This window comes from Candidatus Binatia bacterium (assembly GCA_036493895.1).
Taxonomy (GTDB): Bacteria; Desulfobacterota; Binatia; order UBA1149; family CAITLU01; genus DATNBU01.
Map to the genome: position 1 here is coordinate 1 of DASXOZ010000029.1, position 16,613 is coordinate 16,613.

15 protein-coding genes are annotated in these 16,613 nt (G+C 65.8%); 1 reads left to right on the forward strand and 14 read right to left on the reverse strand.

The window, feature by feature from the left end; translation table 11 throughout:
* Positions 1-31: 31 nt before the first annotated feature.
* On the reverse strand, positions 32-520 hold the full coding sequence (locus tag VGK20_07975) for a DoxX family protein (GenBank protein ID HEY2773976.1): 489 nt from the start codon (positions 518-520) through the stop codon (positions 32-34).
* A gap of 52 nt (positions 521-572) precedes the next feature.
* Positions 573-2,237 (reverse strand): trypsin-like peptidase domain-containing protein, encoded by a 1,665-nt coding sequence (locus tag VGK20_07980; protein HEY2773977.1) that lies wholly within the window; start codon positions 2,235-2,237, stop codon positions 573-575.
* Positions 2,238-2,520: 283 nt separating this feature from the next.
* Here VGK20_07980 and VGK20_07985 point away from each other — a divergent pair, with 283 nt between their 5' ends.
* Positions 2,521-3,615, forward strand: coding sequence for an LLM class flavin-dependent oxidoreductase (locus VGK20_07985; protein HEY2773978.1), 1,095 nt, complete (start codon positions 2,521-2,523; stop codon positions 3,613-3,615).
* Positions 3,616-3,844: 229 nt separating this feature from the next.
* Here the strand turns inward: VGK20_07985 and VGK20_07990 are convergent, their stop codons facing one another.
* From VGK20_07990 to VGK20_08045, 12 genes are all read right to left on the reverse strand, one after another.
* Complete coding sequence (locus VGK20_07990) at positions 3,845-4,198, reverse strand: RNA-binding protein (protein ID HEY2773979.1); 354 nt, start codon at positions 4,196-4,198, stop codon at positions 3,845-3,847.
* 497 nt (positions 4,199-4,695) lie between these two features.
* Positions 4,696-5,007 carry a cytochrome C oxidase subunit IV family protein gene (locus VGK20_07995; GenBank protein ID HEY2773980.1) on the reverse strand — a complete coding sequence of 104 codons (312 nt, stop codon included), beginning with the start codon at positions 5,005-5,007 and terminating at the stop codon, positions 4,696-4,698.
* 14 nt (positions 5,008-5,021) lie between these two features.
* Positions 5,022-5,678 (reverse strand): cytochrome c oxidase subunit 3, encoded by a 657-nt coding sequence (locus VGK20_08000; protein HEY2773981.1) that lies wholly within the window; start codon positions 5,676-5,678, stop codon positions 5,022-5,024.
* Complete coding sequence (locus tag VGK20_08005; GenBank protein ID HEY2773982.1) at positions 5,671-7,317, reverse strand: cbb3-type cytochrome c oxidase subunit I; 1,647 nt, start codon at positions 7,315-7,317, stop codon at positions 5,671-5,673. The genes VGK20_08000 and VGK20_08005 overlap by 8 nt, the downstream gene beginning before the upstream one ends.
* Before the next feature lie 14 nt (positions 7,318-7,331).
* Entirely contained in the window at positions 7,332-8,345 is a 1,014-nt protein-coding gene (gene coxB / locus VGK20_08010; protein HEY2773983.1) for a cytochrome c oxidase subunit II, read from the reverse strand.
* A 4-nt stretch (positions 8,346-8,349) separates the two neighbouring features.
* Entirely contained in the window at positions 8,350-9,219 is an 870-nt protein-coding gene (locus tag VGK20_08015) for an SCO family protein (protein HEY2773984.1), read from the reverse strand.
* Positions 9,216-9,755: a hypothetical protein gene (locus VGK20_08020; GenBank protein HEY2773985.1), complete on the reverse strand. Its 540-nt coding sequence runs from the start codon at positions 9,753-9,755 to the stop codon at positions 9,216-9,218. Before VGK20_08020 ends, VGK20_08015 begins: the two co-directional genes overlap by 4 nt.
* Positions 9,752-10,951: a hypothetical protein gene (locus VGK20_08025; protein HEY2773986.1), complete on the reverse strand. Its 1,200-nt coding sequence runs from the start codon at positions 10,949-10,951 to the stop codon at positions 9,752-9,754. Before VGK20_08025 ends, VGK20_08020 begins: the two co-directional genes overlap by 4 nt.
* Positions 10,944-11,621, reverse strand: coding sequence for a cytochrome c (locus VGK20_08030; GenBank protein ID HEY2773987.1), 678 nt, complete (start codon positions 11,619-11,621; stop codon positions 10,944-10,946). Before VGK20_08030 ends, VGK20_08025 begins: the two co-directional genes overlap by 8 nt.
* Positions 11,618-12,160 (reverse strand): DUF3341 domain-containing protein, encoded by a 543-nt coding sequence (locus VGK20_08035; protein HEY2773988.1) that lies wholly within the window; start codon positions 12,158-12,160, stop codon positions 11,618-11,620. The genes VGK20_08030 and VGK20_08035 overlap by 4 nt, the downstream gene beginning before the upstream one ends.
* The gene (gene nrfD / locus VGK20_08040; protein ID HEY2773989.1) at positions 12,160-13,557 is read right to left on the reverse strand and encodes an NrfD/PsrC family molybdoenzyme membrane anchor subunit; all 1,398 of its coding nucleotides are present in this window, start codon (positions 13,555-13,557) and stop codon (positions 12,160-12,162) included. Before nrfD ends, VGK20_08035 begins: the two co-directional genes overlap by 1 nt.
* Positions 13,557-16,580: a TAT-variant-translocated molybdopterin oxidoreductase gene (locus VGK20_08045; protein HEY2773990.1), complete on the reverse strand. Its 3,024-nt coding sequence runs from the start codon at positions 16,578-16,580 to the stop codon at positions 13,557-13,559. The genes nrfD and VGK20_08045 overlap by 1 nt, the downstream gene beginning before the upstream one ends.
* Between the last annotated feature and the right edge of the window lie 33 nt (positions 16,581-16,613).

Consider the following 16,613-nt stretch of genomic DNA (forward strand, 5'->3'; position numbering starts at 1 on the left):
CCGCAGCCTGCCAGGGCCGGCGCGCGAGGCTCTACGCGAAAGAGCGAACCGAAGAAACCGCGGACTCGTCGCTGCGGCGCAGCAGCTTTTCGACGAACGGGTCCAGCGCGATTGGCCCGGGCCCCGAGCCTGCGATCCACAGGAAGATCACGATGTAGAGGAATTCGACCAGGCCGAACAACGAGGCTGCCGAATCGACGTTCTCCCATTGCGCCGTCGCGATCGCGACGACCATCGTGCCGACCAGCGGCAGCGCGGCGATGCGGCTGAACAGCCCGACAAACAGCAAGGTGCCGCAAACGAGCTCGATCGACGCGACGAACGGTGCCTGGATCTCGGGGTGAGGGATGCCGAGCTCCTGGAAGAACCCGATCACCTTGTCCAGGTCGTGGAGCTTGCCCCAGCCCGTGTTCATGAACGTCCAGCCGACGGCGACGCGCGCCAGCAGCAGCGGAACCCATGACAGCGCCGAGCCGACGCGGCCGGGAAGATCGTAGAAGAGCTTGTGGACCAGGGACATCGCAGGCCTCCGTTCGGATATTTGCACCTGTGACGCCGGCGGGCCTTCCAAGTTACATTGATTTGGCCGAAGCGGTCGCGCCGGGCCTCAGGTTCGTGGAGCGGTCGTGGGGAATGCCGTACTTGTCGAGGATGTGCGGAGTGGCCGCCTTCACTGCCTGCACGTCGAGCACCATCACCAGCCCGTCCTCGGTCTCGATGCGCAGGTAAGGATCCTTCATGTGGTCGACGATGTCGGCGAAGTGCGCAAGGTCGCGCGGCACCTGGCCGTTGACGGTGCGCACGACGACGCTTTCCCAGTCGAGATAGCCGCGCATCACCGGATCGGGAAGCACGGCCGAGAGCAGCACGACCTGGCGCCGATCGGCCGTCACGGCGCCGGCCTGGTCGACGTACGCGCCAAGATGCGGAGAGACCTCGTCGTACAGGTCGAAGTACTCGCCGGTGAGCGGCTGGAAGACCGCGCCGCCGAACAGGAAGTATTCCGGCTCTTCGCCGACGCGGCGCCCCGGCACCAGCGGCGTCGAGCGCGCGAGCGTGACCTCGACGTCGTGGCTGTCGCCGCCGCGCAGCACCGTCAGCCCGAGCGTCTGGCCGACTTGGCGCGAGCCGACTACCGCGTCCATCGCGACGCGCCCGACCCCGGGCATGGCAACCGTCAGGTCGTCGGCCACGGGATAGCCGCCGATCGACGTGACGACGTCGCCGCGCTCGAGGATTCCCTGGGCCGGGCTCCCGAAATCGACGCGCGTGACGAGCGCTCCGCTCTGGCGCGCGCCAAGGCCGAGGGACGATCGCAGGGCCGGGCTTTCCAGCGGCTGGAGCTGGGCACCGAGGTGGGGAAACCCGTCGTACTTGCCGTCCTCGACGTCCGACAGGAAATGTCGCACGACCGGCGCCGGCACCATGTACCCGACGTTCTCGGCCTGCTCGAGCATCTGCATCGCGACGCCGACGACGGCGCCGTCGCGAATGACGGGGCCTCCGCTGTTGCCCGGATTGATCGGCGCGTCGAACTGCGCGATCAGCAGCCTTTCCTTCGAGTGCGTGTACGTGCCGACCTCGATGCGCGAGATCACGCCGGACGTCACCGAAAGAGTCTCGCCGCCCACCGGAAAGCCGTACGTCTGCACGTTCGCGTTGACCGTCGGCAGCTCGCTCACCGGCAGCGGGCGCGAGTCGTCGAAGAAGTGCTCGTCGGAGACCGTCAGCAGCGCCAGGTCGCAGTCGTGCCCGACGTAGGAGACGGCCGCCTCGTACTGGTCTCCCGACCCTGCCCTCTTCACTTCGACGCCGACGGCATCGGCAACCACGTGCGCATTGGTCAGGATGCGGTGTCCGTCGATGATCACACCGGAGCCCGACGACGCCTGCGTTCCCGTCTTCTGCCACGGGGAAAAGAAGTCCGGCGGATTGGCGTAGACGAGCACGCGCACGACGCTCGACTCGATCGACGCGGGCGCGACGTCGGGAACCCGCAGCGCGGGACTCTCGGCTGCGGCTCCGGGCCGGGCCGGCGCTTCGCCCTTGTCCCCTCGACCGGGAGCCTCGCCGCGCGGACCGGCGACGGCCTCGGCTGCGCCCGGCCGCGTGGGTCCGTCATTGCCGCGCGCAGCGGTAGCGGCCGAGGTATTCGGATGCGCGGCCGCTGCCTGCGGAAACGCCGCGAGCGCGAAAAGCGCGCACGCGAGCATACGGCTCAGGCGGACGAACAGCATCGACCGGACGGACGCCGCCCGGGGAGTGGAGCCCGTGCCCGGCGGCGCAGCCGCCAGCGCGCCAGAACCCGAAGCGTCAAGGGAAAAGGAAACGGTCTGCTTGGAAGGAATGGTCACCGCGTCGCAGGTCTCCCTGCATTCTCTGCTGAAAATGGAGCCGCAAGCTGCGCCGTCGCAGCCAGGGCCCGGTTGGCAAGCCTCTGTTGTACGGACGATCCGCGCCGAGTAGTCACCCTCTGCCGGCGAACAAAGGTCCTTACCCCAGGCAGGAGGGAGTTTCACCATGCGCATCGGAATCGCGTTTCCATCGTGGATCGAGGCCTGGCGAGACTGCGAGGTCGCCGAGGCCGAAGGCTTCACGCACGCGTGGTTCTACGACACCCAGCTGCTGTGCTCGGACGTCTACGCGACGATGGCGCTGGCCGCCGAACATACCAGCACGATGACGCTGGGGACCCTGGTCGCGATCCCGAGCAACCGCATCGCGCCGGTGACGGCCAGTGCGATCGCGACGATCAACGCAATCGCGCCCGGTCGGGTGGTTCTCGGCATCGGCACCGGCTTCACGGGCCGCAACACGATGGGGCTGCCTCCGGTGCCGGTCGCCCGCATGGTCGACTATGTGCGCCAGGTGAGGGGGCTGCTGGCCGGCGAGGATGTGCTTTTTCGCGAAGGAAAAGCCGAGCGCTGGATCCGCCTGCTGACTCGCAACCGGGCCGTCGGATGCGTCAACCTCGACGACCCGATCCCGATCCACATCGCGGCCAACGCGCCGAAGGCCCTGGCGGCAGTCGGCGAGGCCGGCGACGGATGGATCACGGTCGCGCAGACTCCCGAAGGGGTGCGCGCGGGCATGACGGCTGCGACGGATGCCGCCGCCGCCTGCGGGCGCCGCTTTCCCGGCCACGCCCTCAGGCCCGAGACGACGATGCTGACCACCGGCTGCATCCTGCGCCCAGGCGAGAGCGTCGCCGGCGACCGGATCGTGCGCCGGGTCGGTCCGGTGACGGTCGTCGGCGTGCATGCGATGTGGGAAGCGTGGCGCGGCGGCCACGGCTTCGGGCTCGACAACGAAACTCTCGCCCGGGCGTTCGACGACTACATCGAGGGCTACGCCGCGGCGCACCACTCCGGCGCCGACCGCCGCTATCTCGACGTGCATGAGGGCCACATGATGTACCTGAAGGAAGGCGAGCAGGCGTTCGTGATTCCCGAGATGATCCCGATGCTGTCGCTGACCGGTACAGCTGCCGAAGTGCTCGAGCGTTGCCGCATCCTTGCCTCGGCAGGAATCGACAATCTCGCCTTGCAGGCCGTTCCCGGAATGGGTCGCGAGCTGATCGAGGAGTTCGGCCGCGAGGTGATCGCGAAACTGTAGCGTGCCGCGCTGCATCGCAGTGCATGCGGTGCGCATTGGAGATCACGCGGCGCGGCATGGCGGTTCACGCGACGCGCATTCTAGTTCACGCGACGCACATTGCAGCTCACGCGCAGTGCGTCGCACGACCCGCGACGCGCTGCGCGATTTCGCGCAAAAGAAAAGGGCCGTGCCCTTGCGGACACGGCCCTTCGTCTTTGTCGTGGAACCGTTTGGTCCCGTGCTTGGCCTAGTAGCGCCGGCCCCCTCCGCCGCCGCCGCCGCCATAGCCGCCGCCGCGGTTGCCGCCGCCGCCGAAGCCGCCGCCGCCGCCGCCGCCGCCGCGAGGACGATCCTCGCGAGGCTTGGCCTCGTTGACGGTCAGCGCGCGACCTTCGTGCTCGCGACCATTGAGCGCCTCGATCGCAGCGGCCGCTTCCGACTCATTGCCCATCTCGACGAAACCGAATCCCTTGCTACGGCCGGTGTCGCGGTCCGAGATCACCTGTGCGCTCTGCACGTTACCGAACTGATTGAACAGTTCCTCCAGGCTCGAACTGTCCACTCCAAAGTTCAGGTTCCCGACATACAACTTCTTACCCATGACTCAACTCTCCTTACCGGACTGCGGAATCCCTCCGCGTTCCACTTGCTTGCTCGTTCGTACGCGAATCGCAGATCCGATTCGCGCAGGTGGTGTTGTACGACTGAATGGAGGATGCGGCACTTGCGGGTGGCGTACCTGACTCGTTCGACTAACCGACCGCCGGACATCCTACTCGACCGCACGGCAAGGTACAGGGGTCGGCAGGGTTCCCCCGCAGTTCCCTGGCGGGGCCGCAAGGCCGGGGCCTTCGGATCTCCGCCGCACGAGGCCTGAGACCCGGGGCGCCGTCGAAGCGCCGGTCGCGAATTCTAAGGAGAATTTCGCTGAAGGTGGTGAAATCCGTCACCGCTGGCCCGGTCCCGTTCGGCGACGTGGCTCGAGGCCGAGGGCGGATACGGGGCCGCAGAAATTTTGCGGGGCCTGCCGCGGGGCCGCTACCGGGCAGCGGAGGCGCGGCAACGACGCTGCATGCCGGGATCGCGCCCGGCCGGCGACTACTTGCCCGGAATGCCGAGCAGGCCTCGCGACAGCAGGTCGATCAGCGGGAAGTAGAACATCAGCGCCAGGAAGAACAGGCCGCCGAAGATGCAGAAGAAGATCAGGTTCTCGCTGCCCCGCGCGTGCATGAAGATCGCGACGACGAGCGCCGCCTTCGTGAATGCGATCGAGATCGCGATCACATTGTTGAGGGCGCCCATGTTGACGAATGCGGCCGCGACCGTCAGCGCGGTGAATACCATCAGCGCGCCGAAGACGAGCAGGTAGGAGCGGACCGTGGCAGCGGGATCGTAAGCGTGCGACGACATGTTGGGTTCTCCGGTCAGTGCAGTCCGATCAGGTAGAGCAGCGGGAACAGGAAGATCCAGACCAGGTCGACGAAGTGCCAGTACAGGCCCATGACCTCCACCGGCGTGTACCAGCTCGACGTATACGCACCGCGCAGCGCCTGGATCGAGATGTAGATCATGATGCCCATGCCGATGATCATGTGCGTGGCGTGGAGGCCGGTCATCGCGAAGTACAGCGAGAAGAAGATCCTCTGCCGCGGCGCATCGGGTGCCTGGAAGAACCAGTTGGCAGGGAACAGGCCCTCGACCCACTTGTGGTGGTACTCGTAGCCCTTGACGCCGAGGAAGATGCTGCCGAGGATCATCGTCAACGCGATCCAGAACACGATGCTCTTGCTCTTGTTCATGCGCGCGGAGTGCACCGCCAGCGCCATCGTCAGCGAGCTGCCGATGAGGACCACGGTGTTGAAGCAGCCGAGCGTGATGTTCAGGTGCTCGCTCGCGTGGGCGAACGCGTCCGCGTACTGGATCCGGTACATCAGGTACGCAGTGAACAGGCCGCCGAAGAACATGATCTCGGTGACCAGGAACACCCACATTCCGAAGGTGGCGGTCTCGTACTGCTGCGCAGGCGTCGCGAAGTGAGGCTGCAGCCGGTTGACGGCCCCGGTAGAGACGCCGTCAGACATGTGCGACCTCCGCGGGCGCATGCCCGGTGTGCGCTCCGAGCGCCTCGGCCATCTCGGGGTAATCGTAGGGATCGCTCGTGATGATCGGCGTCGTGTGGAAATTGTGCGGGTGCGGCGGCGAGTCGATCGTCCACTCCAGGCCGAGCACTCCCCACGGGTTCTTGCCCGCGTCCTCGCCGTACTTGAGCGACCACATGAAGTAGCACAGCGGCATCAGGTATCCGATGCCGAGGATCCCCGCGCCCATCGTCGAGAGCACGTTGAGCACCTGGTACTCGGGTGGATAGTAGTGGTAGCGGCGCGGCATACCGGCGTAACCCGCGATGAACTGCGGGAAGAAGGTGCCGTTGAAGCCGATGAAGATCAGCAGCGCGGCCACCTTGGCCGGGACTTCGGGGAACTTCTTGCCGCTGATCTTCGGCCACCAGTAGTGCAGTCCCGCCATGTACCCCATGATCGCGCCACCGACCATGATGTAGTGGAAGTGCGCCACGACGAAGTAGGTGTCCTGCACGTGCAGGTCGAGGCCGAGAATGGCCAGGAACAGCCCCGTCAGGCCGCCGATCAGGAACAGCCCCATGAAGCCGATCGCGAAGATCATCGGCGACTCGAACGAGACCGAGCCCTTGTACATCGTCGCGGCCCAGTTGAAGACCTTGACGGCCGACGGGATCGCGACGGCAAACGTCAGCACCGAGAACACGGTGGCCGCGTACATCGACTGGGTCGTCGTGAACAGGTGGTGGCCCCAGACGAGGAACCCGATGATCGCAATGGCCAGCGAGCTGGCGGCGATGAAGCCGTAGCCGAAGATCTTCTTGCGCGTGAAGGCGGGGATGACCTCCGAGATCACGCCCATCGCCGGCAGGATCATGATGTAGACCGCCGGGTGGGAGTAGAACCAGAACAGATGCTGGAAGAGCACGGGATCGCCGCCCGCCTTCGGGTCGAAGATGCCGAAACCGCAGCGGTCCAGGATCACCATGAGGATCGTGATCGCGATGACCGGGGTGCCGAGCACCATCACGAGGCTGGTCGCGTACTGGGCCCACACGAACAGGGGCAGGCGGAACCACGTCAGTCCCGGCGCCCTCATCTTGTGGATCGTGACGATGAAGTTGAAGCCGGTCAGGATCGACGAAAAGCCCGTGATGAACAGGCCCGTGGCCGGCAGGATCACGTTGGTCGTCGCGAACGCCGTCGAATACGGCGTGTACAGGGTCCATCCGGTATCCAGGCCGCCGGTCAGCGTCGCGATGATGCCGATCGTGGCGCCGATGATGTAGATGTACCAGCTGAGCAGGTTGATCTTCGGGAACGCCAGGTCCTTGGCTCCCACCATGATCGGGACCAGGAAGTTCCCGAGCGTCGCCGGAATCGACGGGATCAGGAAGAAGAAGATCATGATGATGCCGTGGAGCGTGAACGCCTTGTTGTAGGTGTCCGAGTCCAGCAGGTCACCGGGCGGGGTGAGCAGCTCGAGGCGGATGGCACCGGCCATCATGCCGCCGAGCAGGAACATGAACGTGATCGACACCAGGTACAGCAGCGCGATGCGCTTGTGGTCGATCGTCAGCAGCCAACTGCGCACCGTGTGCCCGGCGTTGATATAGGTGACCCTGTCTTGCGTCGCTTCCATGGCTTCCTCTTCCCTCAGTGGGTGGCAGCCGCTTGCGGCGCAGGTCCGCCGCCGAGAGACTTGATGTACGCGATCAGGGACATGACCTGTTCCTCGCTGAGCTGGCCGGCAAAAGTCGGCATCGCCGGCGGGTAGCCCTTCACGACCTTGGCCATCGGCGTGAGAATCGACTCGCGCAGGTAAGCGTCGTCCGCAATCACCTTTTCGCCCGTCGACAGCTCGACCTCGCTGCCCGGCACGTGCGTCAGCACCGGGCCCACTCCGCCGGGCTGCGGAAGATGGCAGGTCACGCAGGCCTTTTCATGGAACAGCGCATCGCCGATCTGGACGGGAGTCTGCGCTTCGCCGCCGGCAGCTGCAGCCGTGCCACCGCCGGTCGCGGCGGGAGCCGCCGCCGGATTGCCGGTCTCGAGCCAGGACTGGTAGTCGGTCGGGTCCATGACGGTGACTTCGCCGATCATCCGCGAGTGCTCGGTACCGCAGTATTCGGCGCAGAACAGGTGGTAGCTGCCGGTGGTCGTGGCCTGGAACCACATCGTCGAGTAGCGGCCGGGAATCACGTCGGCTTTCACGCGGAAGGCCGGCACGAAGAAGCTGTGGATCACGTCCTCGGAGGCAAGCGTCAGCTTGACCGGCTGGCCGACCGGAACGTGCAGGTTGTTGATCTCGCGCCGGCCGTTCATGTGCTGGACTTTCCACATCCACTGCTTGCCGGTGACGAAAACCTCCATCGCATTGGCAGGCGGGATCGAGAGTTTGAAGTACAGGCTGGTGCCCCACGCGAAGATGAACATGACGATCGCGAACGGGACGGCACTCCAGAAAATCTCCAGAGCCGTGGAGCCGTGGATGTCGGCGCCGACGAGGTTGGTGGGCGTGCGGCGGTAGCGGATCGCCATGTAGACCATCGTCGCGACGACGGCGACGGTCACGAACCCGCACAGCGCGATCATGAAGAAGTAGATCAGATCGACTTCGGCGGCGTTCGTGGACGCCTGCGGCGGAAAGAGCAGCACTTGGAACAGCATTCGGTCAGCTCCTGGTAGAGGACGGGTGCGTCTCGCGCCATCGGCTGATCCCGATGTAGCCGGCAAGCGAAAGCACCGTCGCGACGCCGGCCAGGCGGACGATGGCCAGCGCCTGCGCATCGTACTTGCCCATGGTCGGATCGTAGCGGTAACAGAACAGCATCAGCTGGTCGACGACGTTGCCGATCTTGCCGTCCGCCGCCTCGACGAACGCCAGGCGCAGGTCGCGGGTGGAGTACTCGACTCCGAAGAAATAGCGCGAGACCTGCCCGAGCGGAGTCGCCACGTAGATCGCGGCGGCGTGCGCATATTCGCCCGTCTCCGGGATGTAGCGGTACTGGAAGCCGATCGCGTCGGCGACGGCCTTGATGTTGGCTTCGTCGCCGGTGAGGAAATGAAAGCCGTGGCCGTCGGCCTTGCGCTGGTAGCTCTCGATGTAGCTGGCCTTCTTCTTCTTGGCCAGGTCGGGCGTGTCCTTGGGGTTGATGCTGATCGCGATGACGTCGAACTCGTCGCCTGCCGTGAATGACAGCGGCCGCAGCGCCTTGATCATGCCGTTGAGCACGAGCGTGCACAGCATCGGGCACTCGTAGTAGGCCATCGCCAGCACGGCCGGCTTCTTGCCGGGGCCGAAATAGTCGCTCAGGTGAACGACGTTGCCTTCGTCGTCGTGGAACGTCGCATCCAGCGGAAGCTGGGAGCCGAGCTTCTGGGCGATGCCGACGCCGACGAGCGGGCCCGGCGTCACGCCCGCGCCCTGCGACGTGGCCAGCGAGCCGAGCGGCGCCGGGGCGATCGCGCTGGCAGCCGCCGCCGTCACGAACGAGACGACGACGAGCGCGCAGACGACCGATCTGGCGACCAGGTTCCTCATCCGTGCTCGTGCGCCTCCGCAGCGGCCCCTTCGTGCCCTTCGCCGGAGTTGCCGTGCTGCCAGTCGGGCGCGCCGGAGCCTTCTTTCATCTGGGAGGGCGCCACCGTCGACGGCGTCGTCATCTTGAAAGGAACGGGCCCCTGGCGGGCCGGAAGTCCCTTGGCCAGCAGCAGCTCCTTGGCACGCGCGATCGGGATCTGCGCGATGCCCTTGTCCTTGTCGATCCAGCCGTACTTGCCGAGCTCGCCGTTCTCGTACGCGTGCAGCTTCTCGAGATCGGACTTCGGGTCGAGCTGCAGGCGCGGCTCGGGCGGCTGCTTGGCGGCGTACTCGGCGGCAAGCGGGCTGGCCGGCGGAGACACGGCCTCCTGGTGCGCGGCCAGCATGCGGAACGTGCGATCGGCAGCGAACGTGAAGAACACCGTGAAGAACGCCAGGGCCAGGACCGATATCACCACCGGCCTGGTGGAGACGTCGGTCGCCTCGAAGCGAACGTCCTCGTTGCCGGACGAATGGGGATCGTGCTGTTCGCTCATGCGTGCTCGAGCTCCGTGGCGATGATCGGATCATGCAGCGCGACGATCGGATGGGACGACAGCGTCCCGATGTAGCGCCACATCCAGATGCCGCCGATTCCCAGCACCGACGTCAGGTGCAGCGGGCTGATCCAGAACGCGTCGGGCGAGAACGACGGCGTGAGCCACCAGTAGACGTCGACCCAGCGCATCACGCACAAGAGCGCCGCCACCGCAGCCAGCCGCCGCGGCGCCTGCTTGCGCGACTCCGACAGCAGCATTCCGAACGGGACGACGAAGTGCAGCGTGAACAGCGTGTATGTGAGGTACTGCCAGCCGTTCTGGTTGCGCACGACGTACCAGCCGATTTCCTCGGGAAGGTTCGCGCCCCACATGATGATCCACTGGGAAAGCTGGAAGTAACCCCAGAGCATCACGAAGGCGAGCAGCAGCTTGCCGACGTCGTGGAAGCGGCCGGAGGAGAGCACGTCGGAGACGGGCTTGTGATCGGCCATGAGGGCCGAGACCTGGATGGCCAGCGTCATCGCCGTCAGGATCTGCGCGGCCGTGAACATCAGCGGAAAGATGTGCGAGAACCATGCAGGCTCGATCGACATCGCCCAGTCCACCGAAGCCAGCGACATCGACAGGCCCCACACGACGATACCCGCGTGGCTGAACACGCTCTTGCGCCCCGCCAGCGTCTTGTCGAAGCCGCCGAGATCCTCCTGGCGCGACCACGCGACCAGGCGCGTGGCCAGCGTCGACCAGATCGTGAAGTAGATGACCGCGCGCACCACGAACATCGTCGGGTTGAGATAGCCCGACTTGAACTGGAGCACCGCGCTGTGGGCGACCATGTCCGGGTTGGCCCACGGGTAGATCCAGTGCATGCCGAGCGCGACCGGGATGAAGAAGACGGCCATCAGCGGCACGTTGCTCGCCCCGGCTTCGAGCGGCCGGCGGATCGCCGCACCCCAGCGCCCACCGGTCACGTACTGCATCATCAGCAGCGCGTTGGACCCGAGCGCCATCGCGAGCCAGTAGATGAACGCGATCAGGTAGGCGCGGAAGAACTGCTGCGGCTCGATCATCGCACCGACAAGGCAGGCGGCCAGCGCGATGGCGCCGATGCCGAGGGCCGGCGTCTGCAGTCTGCGGAGCACGTTGCCGGCCGAGAGCTCCAGCTCGGCGGCCGTGTACTTTGCGTCACTCACCGTGAGTCTCTCCTTCCGGAGTTGCGGGCCTGGCGGCAGGCGCGGGGGCCGACGCTTCGACGTAGCCGCGGTCGACCTTCAGCTTGTCCTCCGGCGTCAGGTCGGAAGCGCTGGCGTGGTGGCTGAGCTGCAGGGCCTTGATGTAGGCGGCGATGGCCCAGCGGTCTTCGGCCTTCACCTGGAGCGCGTAGGACGGCATCGTCGCAAAACCGTTGGTCATCACGCTGACGAAGTAGCCCGGAGGCATCGAGCGAAGCCTGTCGTCGTGGAACGACGGCGGATGCTTGAAGCCGCGCTGGGCGACCATCCCGTTGCCGTCGCCGACCCGCGAGTGGCACGGCGTGCAGTAGATGTTGAAGCGCTCCTGGCCGCGGTCGAGCACACCCTTGGTCACCGGGAACGGGAACGTTTCGCTCAGCGCGTCGCCGTCGTGACCGGTGTACAGCAGCTTGTCTTCCTTCAACTGGCCGCGTGCGATCGTGCCCTGGATGAGCTGGCGCGAGGCGCGGTGATCCTTGAAGAAGTCACTGTACTCCAGCGGCTCGTACTTCGGTGCGTCGTGCATGTCCTGGCGGCATGCCGAGGCGGAGAGCGCCAGCAAGAGTGCCGCGGCAAGGCGAGGCGCGACGCGGCCGGCGCCGGACCGGCGTTTCAAAAAGGCGTGGCTCACGATGCGACCTCCGCCACCTCGTGCGGCCCGAGGCCGGAAAGGAAGCTCTTCACCGTCGCCATGTCGAACTTGGGGTCCGTGGCCTCGATGCAGACGAAAAAGCGGTCGGTGGACGCGCGAGCGAAGCCCGGCACGTTCCAGACCGGATGGTACAGCAGCGGCAGCCCGTTGATGCCGAGCATGCCGAAGACGGCCGCAAGGGAGGCCAGCAGTACGGTCGTCTCGAAGACCGGCGGCAGGAAGGCCGGCCAACTGAACAGCGGACGCCCGCCGATGTTCAGCGCGTACGCATCCATGCTCACCCACGTCGCCAGCCCGAGGCCCCCGAAAAAGCCCGCGATGCCGCCGATCAGCACGATCAGCGACATGGGGTTCTTCTTCAGGCCCATCGCCGGGCCTGCCTCGTGGATGGGAAACGGGCTGTAGCCGTCGAACTTCGTGTAGCCGGCAGCCTTCACCTTGCGCAGCGCCGCGACGAATTCGTCGGGCGTCACGAACTCGGCCATCACGCCGTACGGCCCTTGTTTCTCAGCGTGCATCAGTGGTGTCCCCCGTGCTTGAGCTCGGCTTCGGGAACCATCGTCCTCATCTCGAAGATCGAGATCATCGGCAGGAAGCGGATGAACAGGAACAGCAGCGTCGTGAACAGCCCGAGCGTTCCGACGAACGTCATGATGTCCCAGATCGTCGGGTAGTACATGCCCCACGACGACGGCATGAAGTCCTGCTGGAGGCTCGTGACGACGATGACGAAGCGCTCCAGCCACATGCCGACGTTGACGAACATCGCGACGATGAACAGTGCGATCGCGCTCGAGCGCACTCGGTGGAGCCACAGCGGCTGGATCGCGATCACGTTGCACAGGATCAGCATCGAGTACGCCCAGCGGGACGGCCCCGTCATGCGGTTGACCATCATGAAGGACTCGAACTGGTTGGCGCTGTACCACGACATGAAGGCTTCGGTCGCGTAGCCGTAGCCGACGAAAAGGCCCGTCGCGAGCATCACGCGTCCCATGTAGTCGAGGTGGGTGTCGGTGATGAAATCCTTCATGTTGTAGGCGACGCGCAGCGGGATCGCGATGGTCAGCACCATGGCGAACCCGGCGTACACGGCGCCGGCCACGAAGTACGGCGGGAAGATCGTCGCGTGCCAGCCGGGGATGATCGAGATCGCGAAGTCGAAGGACACGACGCTGTGCACCGAGACGACGAGCGGCGTCGAAAGGCCCGCCAGCAGCAGGTAGGCGGTCTCGTAGCGGTCCCAGTGCAGCGTCGATCCTCGCCAGCCGAGCGCAAGCGCGCCGTAGATCTTCTGCTGGGCCTTGCTCCTTGCGCGGTCGCGCAACGATGCGAAGTCGGGGATCAGGCCGACGAACCAGAACAACGCGGAGACCGTCGCGTAGGTAGAAACCGCGAACACGTCCCAGATCAGCGGGCTGCGGAAGTTCGGCCAGATCTCCATCGAGTTCGGGAACGGGAACAGCCAGAACGCGAGCCACGGCCTTCCGGTGTGGATGACCGGGAACAGGCCGGCGCAGGCCACCGCGAACAACGTCATCGCTTCGGCGAAGCGGTTGATCGACGTGCGCCAGTCCTGGTTCAGCAGCAGCAGGATCGCCGAAATCAGCGTGCCCGCGTGGCCGATGCCGATCCACCAGACGAAGTTGATGATCGCGAAGGCCCAGCCGACGGGGTTGTTGACGCCCCAGATGCCGGTGCCGGTCATGACCAGCCAGGTGACTGCCATCAGCAGGACGTTCAGCAGCAGGAACCCGATGCCGAAACCGACCCACCATCCCTTGGGATGCTTCTGGTCGCTGACGACCTCGCCGATGCGCGCAGTGACACTCTCGAACGAGTGTCCCGGCGCGATCATCGGGACGTCGTAAGGAGCCAGGTACGCCTGGATTTTCTCGTTGTTGGAAGATGACATCAGGCGTGTCCACCTTCGTGCGCGCGGGTCGGGGGCGCCAGGGCGACGATTTCCGGATTCGGGTTGGAGACGTCGGCAAGGTACGTCGTGCGCGGCTTGGTACCGAGCTCGGCCAGGATCGCGTAGTTGCGCGGCCCGGCCTTGTTCTTCGAAACGCGCGACGCCTTGTCGTTGATGTCGCCGAACACGATCGCGTCGGCCGGACACACCTGCTGGCACGCCGTCACGATCTCGCCGTCCCTCAGCGCGCGGCTCTCGCGGCGCGCGTGATTGCGGGTCAGGTTGATGCGCTGCACGCAGTACGTGCACTTCTCCATGACGCCTCGGCTGCGCACCGTCACGTCGGGGTTGCGCTGCATCTTCAGCGTCTCGGTGTTCCAGTCGGTGTAGAGCAGGAAGTTGAAGCGGCGAACCTTGTACGGGCAGTTGTTCAGGCAGTAGCGGGTCCCGACGCAGCGGTTGTACACCATGTCGTTGAGACCTTCGGTGCTGTGGCTGGTGGCAGCTACCGGGCAGACCACTTCGCACGGCGCCTTCTCGCACTGCATGCACGGCACCGGCTGGTTGCGAAGCTGCGGGTTGTCGAGGCTGCCTTCGTAGTAACGGTCGACGCGGATCCAGTGCATCTCGCGGCCGCGGTCGCACTGGGCCTTTCCGACCACCGAGATGTTGTTCTCGGCCTGGCAGGCGATCGTGCACGCGTTGCAGCCGATGCACGCCGCAAGGTCGATCGTCATGCCCCAGGCATAGCCGTCGTACTTCCAGTCGTCGTACATCGACGTGGTTTCGTGCTCGGGGAAGTCGCCCTTGGGGTCCTTGCGGAACGACTCGATGTCCATCGACCGGTACAGGTCGCGGCCTTCCATGCTGTGGTGGGTCTGCGTCGTCACCAGGTTGAGGAAGACGCCGGTGCGCTGGATCGATACGCCCGAGGCAGCCCAGAGGTTCTTCGAGGTACGCAGCTTGTAGACGTCGAAGCCGACGGCCGTGCCGACGTGGCCGGCAAGCTCGCGGCCGTAGCCGAGCTGCACCGATACCGTGTTCGGCGGCATGCCGGGCAGGATCCACACCGGGCCTTCGACGCTGTTCTCGCCGAGCTTTACGCTGACGATGTCGCCGTTGTTGCAGTGCGCCCTCTCGGCCAGCGACGGTGCCAACAGCACCGCGTTGTCCCAGACCAGGCGCGTCCACGGCCGCGGCAGCTCCATCAGCCAGCCGTTGTTCGCGAAACGCCCGTCGTAGGCGCTCGGATCCTGGCGGAAAACGATTTCGAAGCTGTCGTTGCCGCCGGCGATCACTGCCGGAAGCTGCCCGAGGTACGTCGTGAGGTCGGAGCGCGGCGACATGCCGAGGTCGGCCTTGTGCGTGGCCGGAACGAAGCCGTCGTGCACGGCGCGGTTCCAGAACGTGTCGAAGTCGCCGCCGCTCGTCGTCTGCTTCCAGTAGTCGCGAACGCGGTCGTAGTCGGTCTTGCCGGCCTCGCCCGCCATCAGGCCGGCGATCTCCAGCGCCGTGCGGCCTGCGTACAGCGGCTCGATCAGCGGCTGGACGATCGAAACGGTTCCGTCCCAGGTGCGCACGTCTCCCCAGCTCTCGAGGTAGTGCGCCTGCGGCACGTGCCACAGCGAGTAACGCGACGTTTCGTTGAGGTGGCTGGCCAGGTGCGTCGTGAACGCGACCTTGCCGAGCGCGCCGCGGAAATCGAGATCCGCCGGCGCGTCGTAGACGGGGTTGCCGCCGAGCATCACCAGCGCATCGACCTTGCCCGCTTTCATGTCGGCGACCAGCGTCACGATGCCGTCGTCGGCTGTCGGCACCTGCACTTCGTTCGACTCGGTGTAAAGAACGGTACGGCCGGCGTTGCCGAGCCGCGAGTTGATCGCGTGGCACAGCGCGTGGACGGTCGCATCCTGGCTCGGTCCGGCCAGCACGAGGCCGGTGCCCTTGCGCGCAGCCAGGTCCTTGGCAGCAGCCTTGACCCATGCGACAGCGTGGTCGTCGAGGCCCTTGGGCGCGTTGACGTCCATGCCGATCTCGGAAGCGAGCAGGCGGATGGCAGCGGCTACGTGGCTCGGGCGAAGCGGCAGGCGATGGTCGGCCTTTCCGCCGGTCACCGACGGAGAGCTTTCGACCACGTACAGGCGGTTCATCTTCAGCGACTTGTCGTCGACCTTGCGGCGCGACAGGAAGTCCTTCGTGTAGCGGATCTGCCCGGCGCCGTCGTAAAGGAAGTCCGCCTCGAACGAGACGATGACGTCGGCAACCTTGAAGTCGTAGCGAGGGTCGACGACGCGGTCGAAAGCGAGCAGCGCGCCCTCGCGCTCGTTCTCACGTCCGATGGGCTCCCACTGGTGCCAGCGCGCCTGCGGATACGCGGCAAGGATTTTCTTGACGGTCGCGGCGAACGTCGGCGAGATCGACGGCTCGGTCAGCAGGCGCAGGCCGCTGCCCTGCTTCGGCTTCTGCTTTTCGAGCACGTCGGCGAGCTCTTTGGTGAAGTTCTCGAACGGCAGCGCCTGGCCGGCGCGGTTGAGCGCCGGCGAGCGGTCGGGATCGTAAAGGTCGAGCACGCTGGCCTGCGTGAACGCGGTCGTGCTTCCTCCGCTGGCCGGGTGCTCCGGATTGCCCTCGATCTTGGTCGGGCGGCCCATGTGGCTCTCGACGAGAACCGGAAATGCGGAGCGGCCGAGCGGATACGCCGATGCGAAGTACAGAGGCTGGCCTGGAACGATCTCTTCGGGCTGCTTGACGTAAGGAAGGATCTTCTCGATCGGCTGGCGAGTGCAGGCTCCGAGTCCGGACAGCGCGAGCGAAGCGCCCATCAGCTTGAGGAACTGGCGCCGGTCGAGGCTCGTCGTCAGCGAATCGACGGCGGCAGGGAATTCCGAGCTCACGAAGCTGCGGAATTCTTCGGTGTCGGCCAGCTCGTCCAGGCTTCGCCAGAACGTGCGTCCGTTCCGGCTCGCGAGCTTCTCGCGAAGCTCGGACAGATCGTATTCGGGTGATGTCGGGTCGAAACCCATCTTGTTCCCTCTCAGGCCACTCGGCCGCGAGCT